Annotated in this window: 23 protein-coding genes and 1 other RNA gene; 16 read left to right on the plus strand and 8 right to left on the minus strand. The window is 61.1% G+C overall.

The annotated features are described in order from the left end of the window. Window positions 1-3 precede the first annotated feature (3 nt). A complete protein-coding gene (gene uxaC / locus ACK3CV_RS21940; protein WP_164141338.1) occupies window positions 4-1,416 on the minus strand; it encodes a glucuronate isomerase in 1,413 nt (470 codons plus the stop codon). Between the two features lie 55 nt (window positions 1,417-1,471). Continuing rightward, complete coding sequence (locus ACK3CV_RS21945) at window positions 1,472-1,639, minus strand: hypothetical protein (RefSeq protein ID WP_164141336.1); 168 nt, start codon at window positions 1,637-1,639, stop codon at window positions 1,472-1,474. A gap of 77 nt (window positions 1,640-1,716) precedes the next feature. Here ACK3CV_RS21945 and ACK3CV_RS21950 point away from each other — a divergent pair, with 77 nt between their 5' ends. The 11 genes from ACK3CV_RS21950 (at window position 1,717) to ACK3CV_RS22000 (ending at window position 9,249) form a co-directional block, all read left to right on the plus strand. Next, a complete protein-coding gene (locus tag ACK3CV_RS21950; protein ID WP_033636101.1) occupies window positions 1,717-3,015 on the plus strand; it encodes an MFS transporter in 1,299 nt (432 codons plus the stop codon). Between the two features lie 119 nt (window positions 3,016-3,134). Further along, window positions 3,135-3,911 carry a transcriptional regulator ExuR gene (gene exuR / locus ACK3CV_RS21955; RefSeq protein WP_033636102.1) on the plus strand — a complete coding sequence of 259 codons (777 nt, stop codon included), beginning with the start codon at window positions 3,135-3,137 and terminating at the stop codon, window positions 3,909-3,911. Window positions 3,912-4,097: 186 nt separating this feature from the next. Next, the gene (locus ACK3CV_RS21960; RefSeq protein WP_033636103.1) at window positions 4,098-4,544 is read left to right on the plus strand and encodes a hypothetical protein; all 447 of its coding nucleotides are present in this window, start codon (window positions 4,098-4,100) and stop codon (window positions 4,542-4,544) included. A gap of 135 nt (window positions 4,545-4,679) precedes the next feature. Then, window positions 4,680-5,360, plus strand: coding sequence for a DedA family protein (locus ACK3CV_RS21965; RefSeq protein WP_033636104.1), 681 nt, complete (start codon window positions 4,680-4,682; stop codon window positions 5,358-5,360). Then, the gene (gene mzrA, locus ACK3CV_RS21970) at window positions 5,357-5,731 is read left to right on the plus strand and encodes an EnvZ/OmpR regulon moderator MzrA (protein WP_004937130.1); all 375 of its coding nucleotides are present in this window, start codon (window positions 5,357-5,359) and stop codon (window positions 5,729-5,731) included. The genes ACK3CV_RS21965 and mzrA overlap by 4 nt, the downstream gene beginning before the upstream one ends. Before the next feature lie 241 nt (window positions 5,732-5,972). Continuing rightward, complete coding sequence (locus ACK3CV_RS21975; protein ID WP_033636105.1) at window positions 5,973-6,344, plus strand: DUF1090 domain-containing protein; 372 nt, start codon at window positions 5,973-5,975, stop codon at window positions 6,342-6,344. Window positions 6,345-6,508: 164 nt separating this feature from the next. Next, entirely contained in the window at window positions 6,509-6,814 is a 306-nt protein-coding gene (locus tag ACK3CV_RS21980) for an ElaB/YgaM/YqjD family protein (protein ID WP_004937125.1), read from the plus strand. 2 nt (window positions 6,815-6,816) lie between these two features. Next, complete coding sequence (locus ACK3CV_RS21985; protein WP_015379160.1) at window positions 6,817-7,218, plus strand: phage holin family protein; 402 nt, start codon at window positions 6,817-6,819, stop codon at window positions 7,216-7,218. Further along, window positions 7,215-7,502, plus strand: coding sequence for a YqjK-like family protein (locus ACK3CV_RS21990; protein ID WP_004937121.1), 288 nt, complete (start codon window positions 7,215-7,217; stop codon window positions 7,500-7,502). Before ACK3CV_RS21985 ends, ACK3CV_RS21990 begins: the two co-directional genes overlap by 4 nt. Window positions 7,503-7,796: 294 nt before the next feature. Further along, window positions 7,797-8,192, plus strand: coding sequence for a DoxX family protein (locus ACK3CV_RS21995; RefSeq protein WP_004937119.1), 396 nt, complete (start codon window positions 7,797-7,799; stop codon window positions 8,190-8,192). Between the two features lie 70 nt (window positions 8,193-8,262). Continuing rightward, the gene (locus tag ACK3CV_RS22000) at window positions 8,263-9,249 is read left to right on the plus strand and encodes a glutathione S-transferase family protein (protein WP_033636110.1); all 987 of its coding nucleotides are present in this window, start codon (window positions 8,263-8,265) and stop codon (window positions 9,247-9,249) included. A gap of 50 nt (window positions 9,250-9,299) precedes the next feature. Here ACK3CV_RS22000 and ACK3CV_RS22005 read toward each other — a convergent pair whose 3' ends face one another. Further along, on the minus strand, window positions 9,300-10,196 hold the full coding sequence (locus ACK3CV_RS22005; protein ID WP_004937113.1) for a LysR family transcriptional regulator: 897 nt from the start codon (window positions 10,194-10,196) through the stop codon (window positions 9,300-9,302). A gap of 107 nt (window positions 10,197-10,303) precedes the next feature. On the opposite strand from ACK3CV_RS22005, the gene ACK3CV_RS22010 reads away from it, so the two are divergent. Beyond that, window positions 10,304-11,005, plus strand: a complete 702-nt coding sequence (locus ACK3CV_RS22010; RefSeq protein ID WP_086580599.1) for a pirin family protein — start codon at window positions 10,304-10,306, stop codon at window positions 11,003-11,005. A gap of 57 nt (window positions 11,006-11,062) precedes the next feature. Here the strand turns inward: ACK3CV_RS22010 and rnpB are convergent. After that, window positions 11,063-11,440: RNase P RNA component class A (rnpB, locus tag ACK3CV_RS22015), an RNA gene on the minus strand. Window positions 11,441-11,481: 41 nt separating this feature from the next. Further along, window positions 11,482-12,345 carry a 16S rRNA (cytidine(1402)-2'-O)-methyltransferase gene (rsmI, locus tag ACK3CV_RS22020; protein ID WP_164141334.1) on the minus strand — a complete coding sequence of 288 codons (864 nt, stop codon included), beginning with the start codon at window positions 12,343-12,345 and terminating at the stop codon, window positions 11,482-11,484. Between the two features lie 62 nt (window positions 12,346-12,407). Here rsmI and ACK3CV_RS22025 point away from each other — a divergent pair, with 62 nt between their 5' ends. Genes ACK3CV_RS22025 through dolP form a run of 4 tightly spaced genes read left to right on the plus strand, consistent with a single transcriptional unit; the run spans window position 12,408 to window position 16,021 of the window. Further along, window positions 12,408-14,444 (plus strand): penicillin-binding protein activator, encoded by a 2,037-nt coding sequence (locus ACK3CV_RS22025; RefSeq protein WP_033636112.1) that lies wholly within the window; start codon window positions 12,408-12,410, stop codon window positions 14,442-14,444. Next, complete coding sequence (locus ACK3CV_RS22030; protein WP_086556960.1) at window positions 14,441-14,794, plus strand: YraN family protein; 354 nt, start codon at window positions 14,441-14,443, stop codon at window positions 14,792-14,794. Before ACK3CV_RS22025 ends, ACK3CV_RS22030 begins: the two co-directional genes overlap by 4 nt. A 51-nt stretch (window positions 14,795-14,845) precedes the next feature. Continuing rightward, complete coding sequence (gene diaA, locus ACK3CV_RS22035; protein WP_004937103.1) at window positions 14,846-15,436, plus strand: DnaA initiator-associating protein DiaA; 591 nt, start codon at window positions 14,846-14,848, stop codon at window positions 15,434-15,436. A 9-nt stretch (window positions 15,437-15,445) separates the two neighbouring features. Further along, on the plus strand, window positions 15,446-16,021 hold the full coding sequence (gene dolP, locus ACK3CV_RS22040) for a division/outer membrane stress-associated lipid-binding lipoprotein (protein ID WP_033636114.1): 576 nt from the start codon (window positions 15,446-15,448) through the stop codon (window positions 16,019-16,021). A gap of 39 nt (window positions 16,022-16,060) precedes the next feature. Here the strand turns inward: dolP and mtgA are convergent, their stop codons facing one another. The 3 genes from mtgA to arcB all read right to left on the minus strand — a co-directional run bounded on the left by mtgA (window position 16,061) and on the right by arcB (window position 20,019). After that, window positions 16,061-16,792, minus strand: coding sequence for a monofunctional biosynthetic peptidoglycan transglycosylase (gene mtgA, locus ACK3CV_RS22045; RefSeq protein ID WP_033636115.1), 732 nt, complete (start codon window positions 16,790-16,792; stop codon window positions 16,061-16,063). Next, window positions 16,789-17,442 carry an isoprenoid biosynthesis glyoxalase ElbB gene (gene elbB, locus ACK3CV_RS22050; protein ID WP_047570433.1) on the minus strand — a complete coding sequence of 218 codons (654 nt, stop codon included), beginning with the start codon at window positions 17,440-17,442 and terminating at the stop codon, window positions 16,789-16,791. Before elbB ends, mtgA begins: the two co-directional genes overlap by 4 nt. Window positions 17,443-17,679: 237 nt before the next feature. Beyond that, complete coding sequence (gene arcB / locus ACK3CV_RS22055) at window positions 17,680-20,019, minus strand: aerobic respiration two-component sensor histidine kinase ArcB (RefSeq protein ID WP_033649005.1); 2,340 nt, start codon at window positions 20,017-20,019, stop codon at window positions 17,680-17,682. Window positions 20,020-20,236: the final 217 nt, after the last annotated feature.

Below are 20,236 nucleotides of genomic sequence, written 5' to 3' on the forward strand. Positions count from 1 at the left end.
CGGCTACGCCAGGTCAATGGCGAAATAGTCTTTGGCGTTGTCGAAGCAGATATTTTTCACCATTCCGCCCAGCAGCGCGATATCGGCCGGCGCTTCGCCGTCCGTCACCCAGCGGCCGATCATCTGGCAAAGGATGCGACGGAAGTATTCATGGCGCGTATACGACAGGAAACTGCGACTGTCGGTCAGCATGCCGACGAAGCGGCTCAGCAGCCCGAGCTGCGCCAGCTGCGTCATTTGGCGCTGCATGCCGTCCTTCTGATCGTTGAACCACCAGCCGGAGCCGAACTGCATCTTGCCCGGCGTGCCTTCCCCCTGGAAATTGCCGATCATGGTGCCAATCACTTCGTTATCGCGCGGATTGAGGCAATAAAGAATGGTTTTCGGCAGGCCGCCCTGCCGCGCCTGGGCATCCAGCAGCCGCGACAGCGGCTCCGCCAGCGGCCGATCGTTGATCGAGTCGAAGCCGATATCCGGCCCGACGGCGGCCAGCATGCGGCTGTTGTTATTGCGCAGCGCGCCGATATGGTACTGCTGCACCCAGCCGCGGCGCCGGTATTCGCCGGCCAGGAACAGCAGCACTGCGCTTTTGAACTGGGCGCTCTGTTCCAGGGTCGGCAGCTCGCCGTTCAGGCGGCGCAGCAGGATCGCATCCAGCGCCGCTTCGTCAGCCTCGCCGAACACCACCACGTCCAGCGCATGATCGGCCACCTTGCAACCGTGGGCGGCGAAGTGATCCATGCGCTTGTACAGTGCGTCGCACAGCGCGCTGAAGCGGCCGATGGCGGTGTCCGCCGCCGCCTCCAGCTGCCGCAGATAGTCGTTGAAGCCAGGCGCATCGATGGCGAAGGCCTTGTCCGGCCGCCAGCTCGGCAACACCTTGATATCGAAGCTATGATCGTCGGCGATCGCCCGATGGTGGCGCAGATCGTCGATCGGATCGTCGGTGGTGCCGACCATTTTCACGTTCATCTGCCGCATGATGCCGCGCGCGCGAAACTCATCCTGCGCCAGCAGCGCATTGCCGCGCTGCCAGATCTCATCCGCCGTGGCCGGCGACAGCAGCGTTCCGGTGATGCCGAACGGCCGGCGCAGCTCCAGATGCGTCCAGTGATAGAGCGGATTGCCGATGGTGTGCGGCACCGTGGCGGCCCAGGCGTCGAATTTCTCGCGATCGCCCGCATCGCCAGTGCACAGCCGCTCCGCCACGCCGTTGGTGCGCATCGCCCGCCATTTGTAGTGATCCCCCCGCAGCCAGATATCGTACAGGTTGCTGAAGCGGGTATTCTCCGCAATCTGCTGCGGCGGCAAATGGCAGTGGTAATCGAAAATCGGCTGGTGCGCCGCATAGTCGTGATACAAACGCCGGGCAAATTCGCTGTCCAGCAGGAAATCTTCGCTCAAAAACGTCGCCATCTCGGGCTCCTTACCTTACTTGCCGTGCGGCACAGGGATCGAATCACAAAAGTTATCACACCAATTCTAGCGAGCGTCCAGCAAATTTTTCCCGCCATCTGTCATTTTGCTGTCCTTTAATCCCTTTTTCGCTCATTTTTACGACAAGCGTGTGGCATAAATGCGCTATTTCATCGGCGACAGTATCGCTCAGGCGAATAATTCCTTTTGTGATATCACTCAACTTTTAAACCTGTATGACAGGTTATTGTCTCGCCAGCCGCATCGTCGGCCATACCTTCAAACGGGGAGACATTTCGGATGCGTAAAATTAAAGGGTTACGCTGGTACATGATCGGGCTGGTGACCGTCGGCACCGTGCTGGGTTACCTGACCCGCAACGCAATCGCCGTGGCGGCGCCGACGCTGGAAGATACGCTGCACATCACCACCCAGCAGTATTCCTATATCGTCGCTGCCTACTCCGCCTGCTACACCGTGATGCAGCCGGTGGCGGGCTATGTGCTGGACGTGCTGGGCACCAAGGTCGGCTACGCCATGTTCGCCATTCTGTGGGCGCTGTTCTGCATGGGCACCGCGCTGGCCAACAGCTGGGGCGGCCTGGCGCTGGCGCGCGGCGCGGTCGGCATGGCCGAGGCGGCGATGATCCCCGCCGGGCTGAAGGCCAGCAGCGAGTGGTTTCCGGCCAAAGAGCGTTCGATCGCCGTCGGCTATTTCAACGTGGGTTCGTCGATCGGCGGCATGATCGCCCCGCCGCTGGTGGTGTGGGCCATCGTGGCGCACAGCTGGGAGATGGCGTTCATCATCACCGGCGTGCTGAGCCTGATCTGGGCCATCTGCTGGCTGCTGTTCTACAAGCACCCGAAAGATCAGAAGAAACTGAGCCAGGAAGAGCGTCGTTACATCCTCGAAGGCCAGGAAGCGCAGCACCAGACCTCTAACGCCAAAAAAATGTCCGCCTGGCAGATCGTGCGCAACCGCCAGTTCTGGGGCATCGCGCTGCCGCGCTTTCTGGCGGAGCCGGCCTGGGGCACCTTCAACGCCTGGATCCCGCTGTTCATGTTCAAGGCCTACGGTTTTAACCTGAAAGAGATTGCCATGTTCGCCTGGATGCCGATGCTGTTCGCCGATCTCGGCTGCATCGTCGGCGGCTACCTGCCGCCGCTGTTCCAGAAGTATTTCAAGGTCAATCTGATCGTCTCGCGCAAGCTGGTGGTGACGATGGGGGCGGTGTTGATGATCGGCCCCGGCATGATTGGCCTGTTCACCAGCCCTTACGCGGCTATCGCGCTGTTATGCGTCGGCGGCTTCGCCCATCAGGCGCTGTCCGGCGCGCTGATCACCCTCTCTTCCGACGTGTTCGGCCGCAATGAGGTGGCGACCGCCAACGGCCTGACCGGCATGGCAGCCTGGACCGCCAGCACGCTGTTCGCGCTGGTGGTCGGCGCCCTGGCGGACACTCTCGGCTTCAGCCCGCTGTTCGCCGCGCTGTCGGTCTTCGATATTCTCGGCGCCATCGTCATCTGGACGGTGCTGCAAAACCGCCCGGCCGCCGAAGCGCAGCCGGCCGCACTGCAGCCGTCTCCGGCGCGCAGCTGATCCCGCCGCCCGGCCGCCACGCCGGGCCTTCTGCTCCTCTGGCAGCGGTGCCGAATAAGTGGTATAACAAATCCGATGGCCACGCGCCCCTTCCCACCGCACCGTATAGAGCATTCACTATGGAATTCACTGAAACCAGACGCCTGTATCAGCAACTGGCCGCCGAGCTTAAACAACGCATCGAAAGCGGCCGCTACCCGGTGGGCGACAAGCTGCCGGCCGAGCGATACATCGCCGAAGAGATGAATGTCAGCCGCACCGTGGTGCGCGAAGCGATCATCATGCTGGAAGTGGAAGGCTATGTGGACGTGCGCAAGGGATCCGGGATCCACGTGGTGTCCAACCAGCAAAAACACCTGGTGGTGCCGGGCGACAGCATCGAGTTCGCCACCGCCGGCCCGTTTGAGCTGCTGCAGGCGCGCCAGCTGATCGAAAGCAACATCGCCGAATTCGCCGCCACCCAGGTGACCAAGCAAGATATCGTGCAGCTGATGGAGATCCAGGAGCACGCCCGCAAAGAGGATCGCTTTCGCGACTCGCAGTGGGATCTGAAGTTCCACGTGCAGGTGGCGCTGGCCACCCAGAACACCGCCATGGCCACCATCGTGGAAAAAATGTGGGTGCAGCGGGTCAACAACCCTTACTGGAAGAAACTGCACGAGCATATCGACGAACGTTCGATCGCCAGCTGGTGCGACGATCACGATCAGATCCTCAAGGCGCTGATGCGCAAAGATCCTTACGCCGCCAAACTGGCGATGTGGCAGCACCTGGAAAACACCAAGCAGATGCTGTTCAACGCCACCAGCGACGATTTCGAATACAATGCCGACCGCTATCTGTTCGCCGAGAATCCGGTGGTGCATCTGGATGGCGTGAGCCACGAACCGAAATAGCCACGGCGGTCAAAAACCGTCGGCTTATGTCAGGTAATGTAAAATCCGCTGAATCGATGCCGGAACCGCCGTTTGCCGTGTACTATTTCACCGTCGGCAACGTAGATTTCCCTGTTGCCAATCGTGCTATTTTGGTAGAGTTAGCCCACTTTTTTACCCATTGCTGCGGGGGCGGGACGCGAATAAATGCGCTGGTTGTTTGCCATGCTGATTGCTGTTTTTTGCTGGACCGGTTCGGTCTCCGGCCAACAGCTATGCGTGGCGTCACCCAAGCCAACCCCCAGCGCGCTGAGCAGCCTGCCGCTGCTGGCGGAGCCGGCGCTTTCCCCCTATGATCATGTGTATCGGGCACCGGCCGAAGCGCGCCGCAAAGCCCCCGGCAAGTTGCCGCTGCTGCTGCCCAGAGCGCACTCTTTCCCCGGTTCGCTGCTCGCATCCTCCCTGCCGGCGCCGGTCTATACCTTGGCCGCAGAGCCGGGCTACCGAATTCGCTTCCCCCGCCAGGACACTCCGGCTCCCAACCGGCTTGCCCAGGTCGACTGGATGCTGGACGCCTCCAGGCAACAGAGTCGGCAGGCCGGCTGGAAAGAAAGTAACATGCAGTACCGTGGCACGCTGACTTATCACCTATGACCGGTGTCGCACCGCTAAAAACCTTAAAGCAACGCCGTTTCATCGTTATCAGCATTCAGGATCGCCGCGCGCTTTCAGCCCACGCCCGTTCCGCCGCTGAGATAAAAATAAACAATGACGTTTTAGGAACACCGGATGGACATCATTAAAGAACTGATACATGCCCTGTGGCAGCAGGATTTTGAGACGCTGGCGAACCCTTCGTTGGTGTGGACCCTCTACATCCTGCTGTTCATGATTCTGTTTTTGGAAAACGGCCTGCTGCCGGCCGCTTTCCTGCCGGGTGACAGCCTGCTGATCCTGGTCGGCGTGCTGATCGCCAAAGGCACCATGGGCTTCCCGCTGACCATCGTCATCCTGACCGTCGCCGCCAGCCTGGGATGCTGGGTCAGCTACATACAGGGCCGGTGGCTCGGCAATACGCGAACGGTGCAAGGCTGGCTTTCGCACCTGCCGGCCCACTACCATCAACGCGCTCACAACCTGTTCCACCGCCACGGGCTTTCCGCCCTGCTGGTCGGCCGCTTCCTGGCCTTCGTGCGCACCCTGCTGCCGACCATCGCCGGCCTGTCCGGCCTGAGCAACGCGCGCTTCCAGTTCTTCAACTGGATGAGCGGCCTGCTGTGGGTCTTGATCCTGACGACGCTGGGCTTCGCGCTGGGCAAAACCCCGGTGTTTCGCAAGTATGAAGATCAGCTGATGTTCTGCCTGATGATGTTGCCGCTGGTATTGTTGGTGGTCGGGTTGATCGGCTCGTTGATCGTGCTGTGGCGCAAGAAACGCGCCAGCGGCCAGAACCCGGGGAAAGGGGCGTGACAGCAAAGCGCCCGCGCTGGCAATACGTCCTGATGATCGCGCTCGCCCTGCTGGCGTTGGCGACGCTGTTGGTGCCCTGCATGGTGCGCACCGAGAGCGAGCTGCGCATTCGCGCCAGCCAGCAAGGGCTGTCGCTGCCCGACGGTTTTTACGTCTACCAGCGCCTGGATGAGCGCGGCATCCGCATCAAAAGCATCACGCCGGAAGGCGATGGCCTGGTGATCCGTCTGGATTCGCCGGAGCAGCAGTTGCTGGCGCGCGAAGCGCTGCAAACCATCCTGCCGCCCGGTTACCACATCGCGTTGAGCGAGTCCCCCGTGCCGTCGCATTGGGTACGCGAATTTGCGCGTTCCCCACTCAATCTGGGATAATCCCCCTTCATATGAAGGGGTTTCCTTTCATTGCATTATTTTCATTTTCATTCGCACCGATTAGCTCAAGAATTAATCAGTCAGCACCGAGTCACGGCTGATTCTTTGGGGGCGCGCCGGTTTCATGACTATGCTGAAGGGTAACTTCAGCCGGCGATGAACGCCCTCCTCTCGCGCTGCCGCCTTTGGCAGTCAGGAAAGCGGATGCCTGTTCAGGCATCCCATGAAAAGGAACTGAAAGATGAAATTACGCCATTCACTGTTACTGCTGTTGCCACTCTGCACGCTGCCGGCCCTCGCTTCGGCCGCTGAGGGCGGCTGCGCCGCCAAAGCGCAAGACATCCAGCAGCAAATCGACTATGCCACCCAGCACGGCAACACCCACCGCGTGGACGGGCTGAAAAAAGCGCTGAGCGAAGTGCAGACTCACTGTACCGAAGCCGGCCTGCAGGCCGAACGCCAGAAAAATATCGCGGAGAAACAGCGCAAGGTCGACGAGCGCCGGCAGGAGCTGAAAGAAGCGCAGCAAACCGGCAAGCTGGACAAGGTCGCCAAGAAGCAGCAGAAGCTGGCGGAAGCGCAGGCTGAGCTGAAACGCGCCCAGGCGGAATAATTTTTTTACACCAGCGGATTTATCGATGAGAGCCCCATCACACGGGATTTCTTAAGCATATGGAATTGATGTCTGGTGTTATCTGCTGGCCATCACCCCTTTGCTCCGGCGAAAAAATCCGCTATGTTAAAAGTCTGTCGAAATAAACGTTAAGGAATAATCACATGGCACATGATTCAAATGCAGAAAACTTACGCGCTGAACTGAAGTCCTTAGCCGATACGCTGGAGGAAGTGCTGAACTCCTCTACCGACAAGCCGAAAGCCGAGCTGGAGAAGCTGCGCTCGAAGGCGGAAGGCGCGCTGAAAGAGACCCGCGCTCGCCTGAGCGACGCCGGTGACAAGCTGGCTTCGCAAACCAAGCAGATCGCCGGCCAGGCCGACGATTATGTGCGCGACAACCCGTGGACCGGCATCGGCATCGGCGCGGCGGTCGGCGTGGTGTTGGGCGTGCTGCTCGCGCGTCGTTAATCATGGCTGAACAACCGCAAGTGCGCGCGCAGGGCCCCGCTAAAGGGGTCCTGGATATCGGTCAGCGCATCATCACGATCCTGGTCGGCATGGTGGAAACCCGTGTCCGGCTGGCGGTGGTCGAGCTGGAAGAGGAGAAAGCCAACCTCATTCAGCTGCTGATCATGGCCGGTATGACGCTGCTGTTCACCGCCTTCGGTTTGATGAGCCTGTTGATCCTGATCTTTTGGGCCATCGATCCGGTCTACCGGCTGGTGGCGCTGGGCGCCACGACCGGCGTGCTGCTGTTCCTGGCCGTGGTCGGCACCATCTGGACGCTGGTCAAGGCCCGTCGCACCACGCTGCTCGGCGCCACGCGCAAGCAGCTGGAACTCGATCGGGCCGAACTGGAGCGCGAGCCATGAGCCGCCGCCGCTACCTGGAATGGAAAAAAGAGAGGCTGATTCGCCAGATCCAGCAACAGCGTCTGGATCTGGCCGAACACAAGTCTCTGTGGCTGGAAAAGACCGAACGCATTGACCGCGGCTGGCAAACGGTGTTTGGCCTGCGCCGCTATCTGGTGCTCGGTTCCAGCGTCATGGCGCTGTACGGCATCCGCCACCCCAGCAAGATGATCCGCTGGTCGCGCCGCGCTTTCGGCGCATGGAGCGCTATCCGCCTGTTTAAAAAGACCTTCTCCGCCAAGTAAGCGCCGCGCTTTTCCTTCAAACATCCTGTTGCTCCGCCCTCGTTTTCCCCCTAAAACAGCGCTGCTTATCCCGAGGGCCGGGCAACCTGCTGACAAGCGCCAGTTTATTAGCACGCTAAAGATTCAGATTTTTTGAAAAATTACGACAGTTTTACTTGCTAACAACCTGAGCACTTCCCGCTTAACATTCACTCCATCAATTCGAGACGGAGCGGACAGGGTAAGAGACCCGCTACGCCGCCCGTTGATATGACTACCGCCGAACAGGCACACAAAAACACGTTGGAGTAGATGATGAAAAAATTAGAAGATACAGGTTTGTTGGTTGCTCGTATTCTGATGCCAATCCTGTTTATCGTGGCAGGCTACGGCAAAATGGGTGACGCTTATGCCGGTACCCAACAGTACATGCAATCGATGGGCGTGCCTGGCTTCTTGCTGCCGCTGACCATCCTGCTGGAATTTGGCGGCGGTCTGGCGATCCTGTTCGGCTTCCTGACCCGCACCGTGGCGCTGTTCACTGCCGGTTTCACCATTCTGACCGCGCTGCTGTTCCACACTGACTTTGCGGAAGGCGTAAACCAGCTGATGTTCATGAAAAACCTGACCATCGCCGGCGGCTTCATCGTGTTGGCGGTTGCAGGCCCGGGCGGCTTCAGCATCGACCGTCTTCTGAACAAGAAATGGTAATCTAAACTGTCATTCAGGGCCCGGCATGCCGGGCCCTGTCGCTTTTCACTCGGACACCAAGGAGATTCCCATGGGACAACTCGTCGATGGCGTTTGGCAAGACATCTGGTATGACACCAAATCTACCGGCGGCCGTTTCAAACGTTCAACCGCTCAGTTTCGCAATTGGGTGACCGCCGACGGTCAGCCGGGCGAACACGGCGCGGGCGGCTTCCAGGCCGAAGCGGGCCGTTATCACCTGTACGTTTCTCTCGCCTGCCCCTGGGCGCACCGCACGCTGCTGATGCGCAAACTGAAAGGGCTGGAGCAGATCATTCCGGTCTCGGTGGTGCACCCGCTGATGCTGGAAAACGGCTGGACCTTCGGCCAGGATTTTCCTGAAACCACCGGCGATCCGCTGTATCACGCCGACTTCCTGTATCAGATCTACCTGCAGGCCGATCCGCACTACAGCGGGCGCGTGACCGTGCCGGTGCTGTGGGATAAACAGCGGCAAACCATCGTCAGCAACGAATCCGCCGACATCATCCGCATGTTCAACAGCGCGTTTGACGGCGTGGGCGCCCGCGCGGGCGATTACTACCCGGCCGAGCTGCGCGGCAAAATCGATGAGCTGAACGGTTGGATTTACGATCAAGTGAACAACGGCGTGTACAAGGCCGGTTTCGCCACCAGCCAGGAAGCGTATGACGAAGCGGTCAGCGGGGTCTTCAGCGCGCTGGAGCGCCTGGAGCAGATCCTTGGGCAGCACCGCTACCTGACCGGCGATCGGCTGACCGAAGCCGACCTGCGCCTGTGGACCACGCTGGTGCGCTTCGATCCGGTGTACGTCACCCACTTCAAGTGCGACAAACACCGCATCAGCGACTACCTGAACCTGTACGGTTTCCTGCGCGACATCTACCAGATGCCGGGCATCGCCGAGACGGTCAGCCTGCCGCACATTCGCAACCACTACTACCGCAGCCACGCCACCATCAACCCGCACGGCATCATTTCCATCGGGCCGGCGCAGGATCTGGACGAGCCGCACGGCCGCGACCAGCGCTTCGGCTAAGGCAAAAAAATCCCCTTGCCGCCCGGCAAGGGGATGTCATCCAACCGGCGTTAACGCTGTGCGAACAGGCGCGGAATTTCACGCAGGAACCAGGCCTTCGCCTCCCCCATGCTGTCGCGCCGCCAGGCCATGATGATATCGGCTTCGCGGCTGTATTCCGGCCCCACCACGCGCAGCCGCCCGGCTTCGATATCTTTCTCCACCATCGGGTACGGCATGGTCGCCACCCCCAGCCCGGCCAGCAGCGCCAAGCGTTTGTCTTCGATGGTGCTCACCGTCAGGCGCTGTTGTTTATCCAGCAGCTGTACGGTCAATACCGGGCGCTCGCGGGCGGTATCCGCCACCGCGATGCCGCGGTACTTCACGCGGGTCACCTCGGACAACGGCTCCGGCTCCTGGTGGATCGGGTGATCCGGCGCGGCGACATAAACGCTCATCACCTTGTACAGTTTGCGGGTGTTGATCTCCGACGACGCGCGGAAGTGCATGTCCGGCGCGATCACGATGTCGGCGCGCCCCTGCTCCAGCCGTTCCCAGGCGCCCGCCAGCACCTCGGTGAAAATCGACACCTGGGTGTTGGCCTTCAGCGCCAGCTTGTCCACCAGCGGAAACAGCAGGCTCGGCGGCGACAGCGCTTCGCTGACGATGGTCAGGTGGGTTTCCCAACCGCGCGCCAGCGCTTCGGCGTCGGTGGTCAGCTTGTCGGCCGCTTCCAGCAGCACCCGCCCGCGCTCCAGCAACATGCGCCCCACGTTGGTGAACTTGGTGCGGTGGCCCGAACGGTCGAACAGCACCACGTCCAATTCTTCTTCCAATTTTTGCATGGTGTAGCTGAGCGCCGACGGCACCCGGCCCAATTCGTCGGCGGCCGCGGCGAAGCTGCCGCGCCGGTCGATCGCGTCCATCACTCTCAGCGCCTCAAGCGTGAGCGCCCGATCTCTGGCCATCACATCCCTCTGTCAGGAAATTTGAATATGCCGACCAGATTAACTGGCTAACAATCCGACGTCCAGATGCTTACCATTTGGATAATGAATTTAGAGAGCCGATTGCCATGATCACATGCAGAACAGCACAACAATGCGGGCAAGCTGACTTTGGTTGGCTGCAGGCTCGCTACACCTTTTCCTTTGGTCACTACTTCGATCCCAAACTGATGGGCTACGCGTCGCTGCGGGTGCTGAATCAGGAGGTGCTGGCGCCGGGCGCGTCGTTCCAGCCGCGCACCTATCCCAGCGTGGATATCCTGAACCTGATCCTGCAGGGCGAGGCGGAATACCGCGACAGCGACGGCAACACCGCGCGCGCCAAAGCCGGTGAAGCGCTGCTGCTGGCCACCCAGCCGAGCCTGAGCTACAGCGAACAGAACGTCAGCAGCGATACGCCGCTGACTCGCCTGCAGCTGTGGCTGGACGCCTGCCCGGAACGCAACAACGAGCGGGTGCAGCGCCTGACGCTGCCGGCGGAGGGCAACCTGCTGCTGGCCTCGCCGGACGGCGCTCAGGGCAGCCTGCAGCTACGCCAGCAGGTTTGGATCCACCATCTCGATCTGCAGCCGGGCGAAGAACAAACGCTGACGATTAACGGGCCGCGCGCCTATTTGCAGTCGATTCACGGCACCATCGCCGCCACCGGCGAGCGCCACGAAGAACAACGCCTGACCTGCGGCGACGGCGCCTTCGTGCGTGAGGAAAATCGCCTGACGATCCGCGCCGAGACGCCGCTGCGCGCGCTGCTGATTGACCTGCCGGTGTAAGCCGGCCGGAAAACGAAAAACCCCGCGCAACTGGCGTTGTGCGGGGTTTTCTTTTGTCGAGGGAGTTGACCGGTAAGCCGGGTTCTGTCGTGGACAGTCATTCCTCTAGGCCAGCAATCGCTCACTGGCTCAAGCAGCCTACCCGGGTTCAGTACGGGCCGTACCATGTGAACCCCTATTTGGCCTTGCTCCGGGTGGAGTTTACCGTGCCACGAACTGTTGCCAGCCGCGCGGTGCGCTCTTACCGCACCCTTTCACCCTTACCTGATCCCGCTTGCGCGGGCCATCGGCGGTTTGCTCTCTGTTGCACTAGTCGTAGGCTTGCGCCTCCCAGGCGTTACCTGGCACCCTGCCCTATGGAGCCCGGACTTTCCTCCCCTCCATCTGTCTCCCCGAAGAGGACGGCAATGAAGCGGCGACTGTCTGGTCAACTCCGGCGCGGATAGTAGCGTCGCGGCGGCGGCAGGTCAACCGCTTTACGGCTGTTGTTGCTCCAGCGCGTGCTTATACAGCGCATTTTTCTTCACGCCGTGGATTTCCGCCGCCAGCGCCGCCGCCTTTTTCAGCGGCAGCTCTTTTTGCAGCAGCACCAGCGTGCGCAGCGCCTCAAGCGGCAGCGCATCCTCCTGCGCCTTGTGGCCTTCGACGATCAGCACCATCTCGCCGCGGCGGCGCACTTCATCTTCCTGCACCCACGCCAGCAGCTCGCCCACCGGCGCGCCGTGGATAGATTCCCAGGTTTTGGTCAGCTCGCGCGCCAGCACCACATAGCGCTGCGGGCCCCAGACGGTAACCATGTCCTGCAGGCTTTCCAGCAGGCGGTGAGTAGATTCGTAGAAAATCAGCGTGCGCGGTTCCTCCGCCAGCGCCATCAGCGTATCCTTACGCCCCTTGGTTTTCGCCGGCAGGAAGCCCTCGTAGCAGAAACGGTCGGAAGCGACGCCCGCGGCGCACAGCGCGGTGGTGGCGGCGCAGGCGCCCGGCAGCGGCACCACGCGAATGCCGGCCTCGCGGCAGCGGCGCACCAGGTGATAACCGGGATCGTTGATCAGCGGCGTGCCGGCGTCGGACACCAGCGCGATGCTCTGACCTTCCTGCAGTTTCGCCAGCAATTGATCGGCCTTTTGCTGTTCGTTGTGATCATGCAGCGCGAACAGACGCGCGTTGATCGCGAAGTGTTGCAGCAGCAATCCGGTATGGCGCGTGTCTTCCGCCGCGATCAGATCAACGCTTTTCAGTACCTCTAACGCGCGGTGGGTGATATCGCCCAGATTGCCGATTGGGGTGGGCACCACATACAGCGTTGATGCAGAAATGACTGATTGTTGGTGTTGATTCATTGTTTCATCCGGGTTGCCGATTTAATATTGAGCATCTTGAAAAAAACATCACTGGATACAGTATGCTTTCCTCAACATTCGTTCGTACCAAAGCAGGGCGTTCCAAGCCTGTCCGACTTACCGCAGTCATCGCGGCCGCCCTTTTCCTGGCAGGCTGTCCAAGTCGGGCCCCGCAAACGCCGCCCGCCAATATACAGGACGAAGCGAGCGCCAGCTCCGATTACTACCTGCAGCAGTTGCAGCAAAGCAGCGATGATAACAAGGCTGACTGGCAATTACTTGCTATTCGCGCCTTGCTGCGTGAAGGAAAACTGCCGCAGGCCGGCGACCAGTTGAATCAGCTGCCGAAAAACCTCAGCGGCGCGCAGCAGACTGAACGCCAGTTGCTGACCGCCGAACTGCAGATCGCCAACAAGAGCTACGTCAGCGCCCGCAGCACGCTGGGCCACCTGGACAGCGGTTCGCTGTCGCCGAATCAGAAGGTGCGCTACTACCAGGCGCAGATCGCCGCCAATCAGGGCAAAGCGTCGCTGCCGTTGATCCGCGCCTATATCGCTCAGGAGCCGTTGCTGACCGGCAAACCGCATCAGGACAACCTGGATCAGACCTGGCAGGCGCTGCTGCAGCTGACGCCGCAGGAGATGAACAGCCTGGTGATCAACGCCGACGAGAACGTGCTGCAAGGCTGGCTGGATCTGCTGCGCGTCTATCAGGACAACAAGCAGGATCCCGATCTGCTGAAGGCCGGCATCAAAGACTGGCAAAACCGTTATCCGAAGAACCCGGCGGCCAAAACGCTGCCGGCTCGCCTGAACCAGGTGCTGAACTTCACCCAGGCCTCCACCTCGAAAATCGCCCTGCTGCTGCCGTTGAACGGCCAGGCGAAAGTGTTCGCCGACGCCATCCAGCAAGGCTTCGAAGCGGCGAAAAACGGCGGTTCCATGCCGGCGCCGCAGCCTCAAGCCGCGCCACCGGCCAGCGCACCGGCTCAAACGGCGCCGGCCAATCAGGCCGCCACGGGTGACATCAACGCCAACGGCGCGGTCAGCCCTTCGGCGCAAGAGAGCCAGCCTGCCGTGACCGCCGCGCAACCCGCTGCGCCGTCCAGCGCGCCGATAACGCCGCCGCAGGCCGCCAACGCGCAGGTCAAAGTGTACGACACCACCAGCCAGCCGCTGGCCGCCTTGCTGAGCCAGGCGCAGCAGGATGGCGCCACCCTGGTGGTCGGGCCGCTGCTGAAAGAGAACGTCGATCAGCTGTCCGCCAGCACCACCACGCTGAACGTGCTGGCGCTCAACCAACCGGAAACGCCGAAGGACAATCTGAACATCTGTTACTTCGCCCTGTCGCCGGAAGATGAAGCGCGCGACGCCGCTCGCCACATCTGGGAACAGCAGAAGCGTCAACCGCTGCTGCTGGTGCCGCGCGGCGCCTTCGGCGATCGCGTCGCCAAGGCCTTTAACCAGGAATGGCAGAAGCAAGGCGGGCAAACCGTGCTGCGTCAGGACATCGGCTCCGCCGGCGAACTGCGCCAGATGGTCAACAGCGGCGGCATCCGCATGACCGGCACGCCGATGTCGAGCGCCCCGGCGCCGCAGAGCGTGACCATCGCCGGGCTGACCATTCCGGCGCCGCCGAGCGACGTGCCCGCCGCAACCGGCGGCGTCGACGCGGTGTATATCGTCGCCACGCAGTCTCAACTGACGCTGATCAAACCGATGATCGACATGGCCACCAGCTCGCGCGGCAAGCCGGCGATGTACGCCAGCTCGCGCAGCTACCAGGCCGGCGCCGGCCCGGACTTCCGTCTGGAAATGGAAGGCCTGCAGTTTAGCGATATCCCGCTGCTGGCCGGTTCAAACCCTCAGCTGTTGCAGCAGGCCAGCGCGCGCTTCCGCAACGACTACTCGTTGGTGCGCCTGTATGCGATGGGGATGGATGCCTGGACATTGGCCAACCACTTTGCTGAAATGCGCCAGCTGCCGGGCTTCCAGGTTTCCGGCACCACCGGTATGCTGAGCGCGTCGCCGAACTGCGTGATCAACCGTAAGCTGCCTTGGCTGCAATACCGTCAGGGCACGGTCGTTCCGGTCTCTTGAACCCACGCGCCTCAGGGGCGGGCTATGAGTTACTGGCCCGCCGTCACCTGGAACACGCCGGGCTCACCTTCTGCGCCGCCAACGTCGCGGTGCGCGGCGGTGAGCTCGACCTCATCATGCGCGACGGCGCTACCTGGGTATTCGTCGAAGTGCGCTACCGCCGCAACGACGCCTTCGGCGGCGCGGCCGCCAGCGTCACCTTTCGCAAACAACGGCGGTTGCTGCACGCCGCCGCCGTCTGGCTGGCGGGGCGCGGAGCCAGTTTTGACACATCATCTTGCCGTTTTGATGTTTTGGCCATTACCGGTAGCCAGTTAGAATGGATACCCAACGCCTTCAATGCGGATTAATCGGGGTTTTGCGGCGCAGACCGGCCCTTTGACTTAGTGGATTAATACAACGTGCTGGATAGAATTAAAGTCTGTTTTACCGAAAGCATCCAAACCCAGATCGCGGCGGCGGAAGCATTGCCGGACGCCATTTCCCGCGCTGCAATGACGCTGGTTCAATCCTTACTCAACGGCAACAAAATCCTGTGCTGCGGCAACGGCACCTCGGCGGCCAACGCGCAGCACTTCGCCGCCAGCATGATCAACCGTTTTGAAACCGAGCGCCCCAGCCTGCCGGCCATCGCCCTCAACGCCGACAACGTGGTGCTGACGGCGATCAGCAACGATCGGCTGCACGACGAAGTGTACGCCAAGCAGGTGCGCGCGCTCGGGCACACCGGCGACGTGCTGCTGGCGATTTCCACCCGCGGCAACAGCCGTGATATTGTGAAAGCGGTCGAGGCGGCCGTCACGCGCGATATGACCATCGTCGCGCTCACCGGCTACGACGGCGGCGAGCTGGCCGGGCTGCTCGGCCAGCAGGACGTCGAGATCCGCATCCCGTCGCACCGCAGCTCACGCATTCAGGAAATGCATATGCTGACCGTAAACTGCCTGTGCGACCTGATAGACAACACGTTATTCCCCCACCAGGACGATTAAGGAACTGAGATGAAGCTAAAAGCCACATTTGCAGTGCTGTCCAGCGCCCTGCTGTTGCAAGGCTGTATCGCCGGCGTCGTCGTCGGCAGTGCGGCCGTCGCCACCAAAACCGCCACCGACCCGCGCAGCGTAGGGACCCAGGTGGATGACGGCACGCTGGAAGCCAGGGTCGAAAATGCCCTGAGCAAAGACCAGCAGTTGAAGAAAGATGCCCGGGTGGTCGCCACCGCCTATCAGGGCAAGGTGCTGTTGACCGGCCAGTCGCCTAACGCCGATCTCACCGCGCGCGCCAAGCAGATCGCCATGGGCGTGGAAGGCACGAGCGAAGTGTATAACGAAATCCGTCAGGGCACGCCGGTCAGCCTGAGCACCGCGTCCTCCGACACCTGGATCACCACCAAGGTGCGTTCGCAGCTGTTGACCAGCGATACGGTGAAATCGTCCAACGTGAAGGTCACTACCGAAAACGGCGAAGTGTTCTTGCTGGGCCTGGTCACGCAGCAGGAAGGGCAGTCGGCGGCGCAGATCGCCAGCCAGGTCAGCGGCGTGAAGCACGTCACCACCGCCTTTACCTATGTGAAATAATCCGCTTGGCGGGAACGGCGCCCTGCCGTTCCCGCCCGTTTAATCCAGCGAGTTCTCGCGTAAAAACGCTTCCCCGCCCAGCTGCCGCATCTGGCGCATGATCCACTGTTGACGCTGCACCACATAGCCGGACGGCGCATCGGCCCTGAAACGATGCGGATTCGGCAATACCGCCGCCAGCAGCGCCGCTTCGGCCGCGCTCAGCCGTTTGGCCGGCTTATGGAAAAAGCGCTGTGAAGCCTCCTCCACGCCGAATACCCCGTCGCCGAACTCGACGATGTTCAGATACACCGTCAGAATGCGCCGTTTGGTCCACACCAGCTCGATGCCCGACGTCAATCCGGCCTCCAGCCCTTTGCGCAGCCAGCTGCGGCCATCCCACAGAAACAGGTTCTTGGCGGTTTGCTGCGACAGCGTGGAGGCGCCGCGGATGCGCGTCGGGCGCTTCTCGTTGTGGCTGAGCGCCTTTTCAATGGCCGCCACGTCGAAGCCCCAATGGTCTGGAAACTTCTGATCCTCCGCCGCCATCACCGCCAGCGCCATTTGCGGCGAGATGTCGTCCATCGACACCCAGTCCGAATGGGCGACGTAGCCGAAGTCGCCGCTCAGCCAGGCGCTGACTTGCCTCTCCACCATCACGGCGGAAAACGGCACCGGCAGGAAGGCGAAGAGCACAATGCCCAACGCCCACAGACCGAGGATCGCGATGACGCCGCGCTTCAGCCAATACCACGGGCGCAGCCGCCGCCATCCGCCGAGCGATTTTCTCATTCAGCCAGTTCCAGCACCCGCGCCACCAGCTTATCGATGCCGAGGGCCGCCTGCGCGATCGACGGCGCCAGCATATAGGCCGGCGTGGTCACGATCTTGTGATCGCTGTCCACCACGATGTCGTCCACCGGGCAAATCACCGGTTCGCCGCCCATGGCGTCAATCACTTCCCCCAGGTCCGGATCGTTGCCAATGGTCAGCCGCGCTTGTTGATCCAGCAGTTTCGGCAACAGCGCCGGCGCGATGCACATCAGGCCAATTGGTTTGTTGGCCTTATGCATCTCGCGCGTCAGGCGCGCCAAATCTTCATCGACCCAACATTCCGCGCCGGCTTCGGCGAAATTGCTGAGGTTCTTGGCGGCGCCAAAGCCGCCGGGCACGATCAGGGCATCCAGCTGCGCGGCCTCCGCCAGCGCCAGCGGCTGCACCGCGCCGCGGGCAATGCGCGCCGACTCAATCAGGACATTGCGCGTCTCCGCCATCTCATCACCCGATAAGTGATTAATAACATGGCGTTGTGGTTTATCAGGCGCAAAGCACACCGCCTGCGCGCCGGCACGATCCAACGCCAGCAGCGTCAGCACCGCTTCATGGATCTCCGTACCGTCATAAACGCCGCTGCCGCTGAGGACTACACCCACCTTTTTCATCACTCTTACTCCTGTCGCTGCTGTCAACTGGTTCGTGCTCGGAGTTGACAAACACTAATCTACATCACACATTTTAATGAATCTTCTAACAAGAGCGCTTACATTTGCTATGTTGTTGGCTGTATGATGTTTAGGAATTCGCTACAACCTGCTCGACCAGAACACTGAAACCAATACGCAGGTTCACAATTTCCCTGGTGTTGGCGCAATATTCGCGCACCCCGGCTTAGGTCGGGGTCATTTTTTTTCAGCGTTCTCTACCCAAGCCCGCAGTACCTGCACGTCGTTGCGCCACTCTTGCTTCAACTCATCCACCCAGTCCTGCACGTTATCCCACCAGGCCGGCAGCGTCGGCGTTTGAATCTGCTGCGCCAGCTGCTGCAGATGGCGCAGACCGACCGAACCGGCGGCGCCCTTGATCTTGTGCCCTTCCTCGGTGATGCCTTTCTGATCGCGCGCCGTCATGTTGGAGTCCAGCACCGCCAGATAGCCCGGCATCATCTGTTCGAACATCTCCAGGCTTTGGTGGATCAGCTGCGGGCCAACCAGATCCATATACTGTTCCAGCATCGCGGTATCGAGTAACGACTCATTAATCTGCATCGCCTTGTGCTCCGTTTTCTTTGAAGTGTGAGAAGGTTGATGATCCCAATAGTGTTTGATGACCTGGGTCAACGCCGGCACCGACAGCGGCTTGCTCAGCACATCGTCCATGCCCGCCTCGAGGTACTCTTTTTTGTCTTTCAGCACGTTGGCGGTCAGCGCAACCAGCGGCGGCAGCGCCTGACCGGCATAGCGCTCACGCAGCGCCCGGGCGATGTCCAGCCCGGTCATGTCCGGCAGTTGAATGTCCAGCAGCACCAGATCGAACTCGTCCGGATCGAACATCGCCAGCGCATCGTGGCCGTTCATCGCCACCTCGACGCTGTTGCCCAGCTTCTCCAGCACCGAGCGCGCCACGATCACATTCAGTTCGATATCCTCCACCAGCAGGATGTGCAGCGCCGGCAACGGCAGCTCCTCTTCCTCCGGCGCCGCGCTGACGGCTTCCTGCACCGCCGGCGCCTGGATGGTCAGAGTGAAGCAAGAACCGTGCCCCTGTTCACTACGCACGGTGATGTCGCCGCCCATGCTCTGCGCCAGCCGCTTGGAGACCGCCAGCCCGATGCCGGTGCCGGTGGCCGGGCGGCCGCCGCGCTGATCTTTCACCTGGTAATACATGGCGAAGATCTTGTCCTGCTCGTCCTGCGGGATGCCCATGCCCGAGTCTTCCACCTCGAACACCAGCTTCTCCTGCGCCTCGCGCCGCACGCGCACCACGATTTGCCCCTGCTGGGTAAATTTCACCGCGTTGCCGATCAGGTTCCACAAAATCTGCCGCAGGCGCGTGCCGTCGGTCACGATCTGCTGTGGCAGCGGCGTTTGCGGCTCCATGATGAACTGCAGCCCTTTCGGCTGCGCCAGCAGGCCGGAGAGATTCTCCAGATCCGCGAGGAAACCGGTGAAGTCCACCGGCTGGTTGTCGAGCTGCACCTTGCGCCGCTCGAGCTTGTCCATTTCGATAATGTCGTTGAAGATATTGCCGAGGGTGATGGCGCTGACGTGAATGGTCTTCAGGTATTTCAGCTGCTCGTCGTTCAGCTCGGTATCGAGCAGGATGCGGCTCAGGCCGACGATGCCGTTAAGCGGCGTACGCAGCTCGTGGCTGATGGTGGAGATAAAGGTGGTCTTCTCCCGGCTGGCGTTCTCCAGCGCGTCCTGGTAGCGCTTACGCTCGGTAATATCGCGGCCGAAGCCCATCAGCCCGTGGCGTTTGCCCACCCGGTCGTAAAACGGCACCTTGCGCAGTTCGAAACAGGCCTTGCGGCCGTCGGGATACACCAGCCATTGTTCGTAGGTCAGCGAGACGTTGTGGCGGAACACCTTCTCGTCGGTCTCAATGACCTTTTCGGCGATCTCCTGGCCGTAGACGTCGAACGGCGTCAGGCCGATCAGCTGCTTCTCGCTCTTGCCGGTCAGCAGCTCCATCGCGCGGTTGCAGCCGGAGAACTCTTTGTCTTCGTTGCGGTAGTAGACCAGGTCCGGCGAGGCGTCGAGGAAGGAACGCAGCAGCGCCGACTGCTGGCCCAGCTCAATCTGCGCCAGCTCGCGCTGTTCCATCTCTTCCGTCAGCTTTTCCATCACCTGCAGGCGCTCTTCTTCCGCCTTGATGCGATCGGCGATCTCCTGATTCAGCTGGCTGATATTGTCTTTGAGCTGCTGATTGAGCTCCAGATCGCGGTGGCGCATCTCTTCCAGCTTGTCCACCAGCCGCGCCAGCCGTTGGCGCGACTCCTCCAGCTGCTCCACCACCACCGAGAGGAAGTAGACCGCCCACGGGGTGATCAACAGGCCGAAGAAGATTGAACGCACCACGTCGATGCTTTCCACTTCGCCGCGCAGCAGCATGGTCACCGCCATCTGCACCACCATCGCCAGCACCACCAGCGCCGAGGCCAGCAGCAGCGAGAAGCGCACCAACCCCAGTTTCACCATTAAATCAACGTAGTACTGGGCCAACACCCGGATTTGCTTCATAGCGGCTCCCATCAGACACAATCTTTTGAATCATACCGTAAATTTTTCCGCCGTGTCTGAGAGTCAAGTCCTGCTAACGGAAAATAGCGGCGTCTGGCGTGCATCGGGCGGTTCATTGCCGTCGACACCGTGGAAAAGCACGTTGATCAATCCGCTCATACTTAGGGATTAATCAATTGTAAATAAAAGACTTTTTCTGTGATACACCCCACACCTC

The organism is Serratia sp. TSO36 (genome assembly GCF_057808395.1).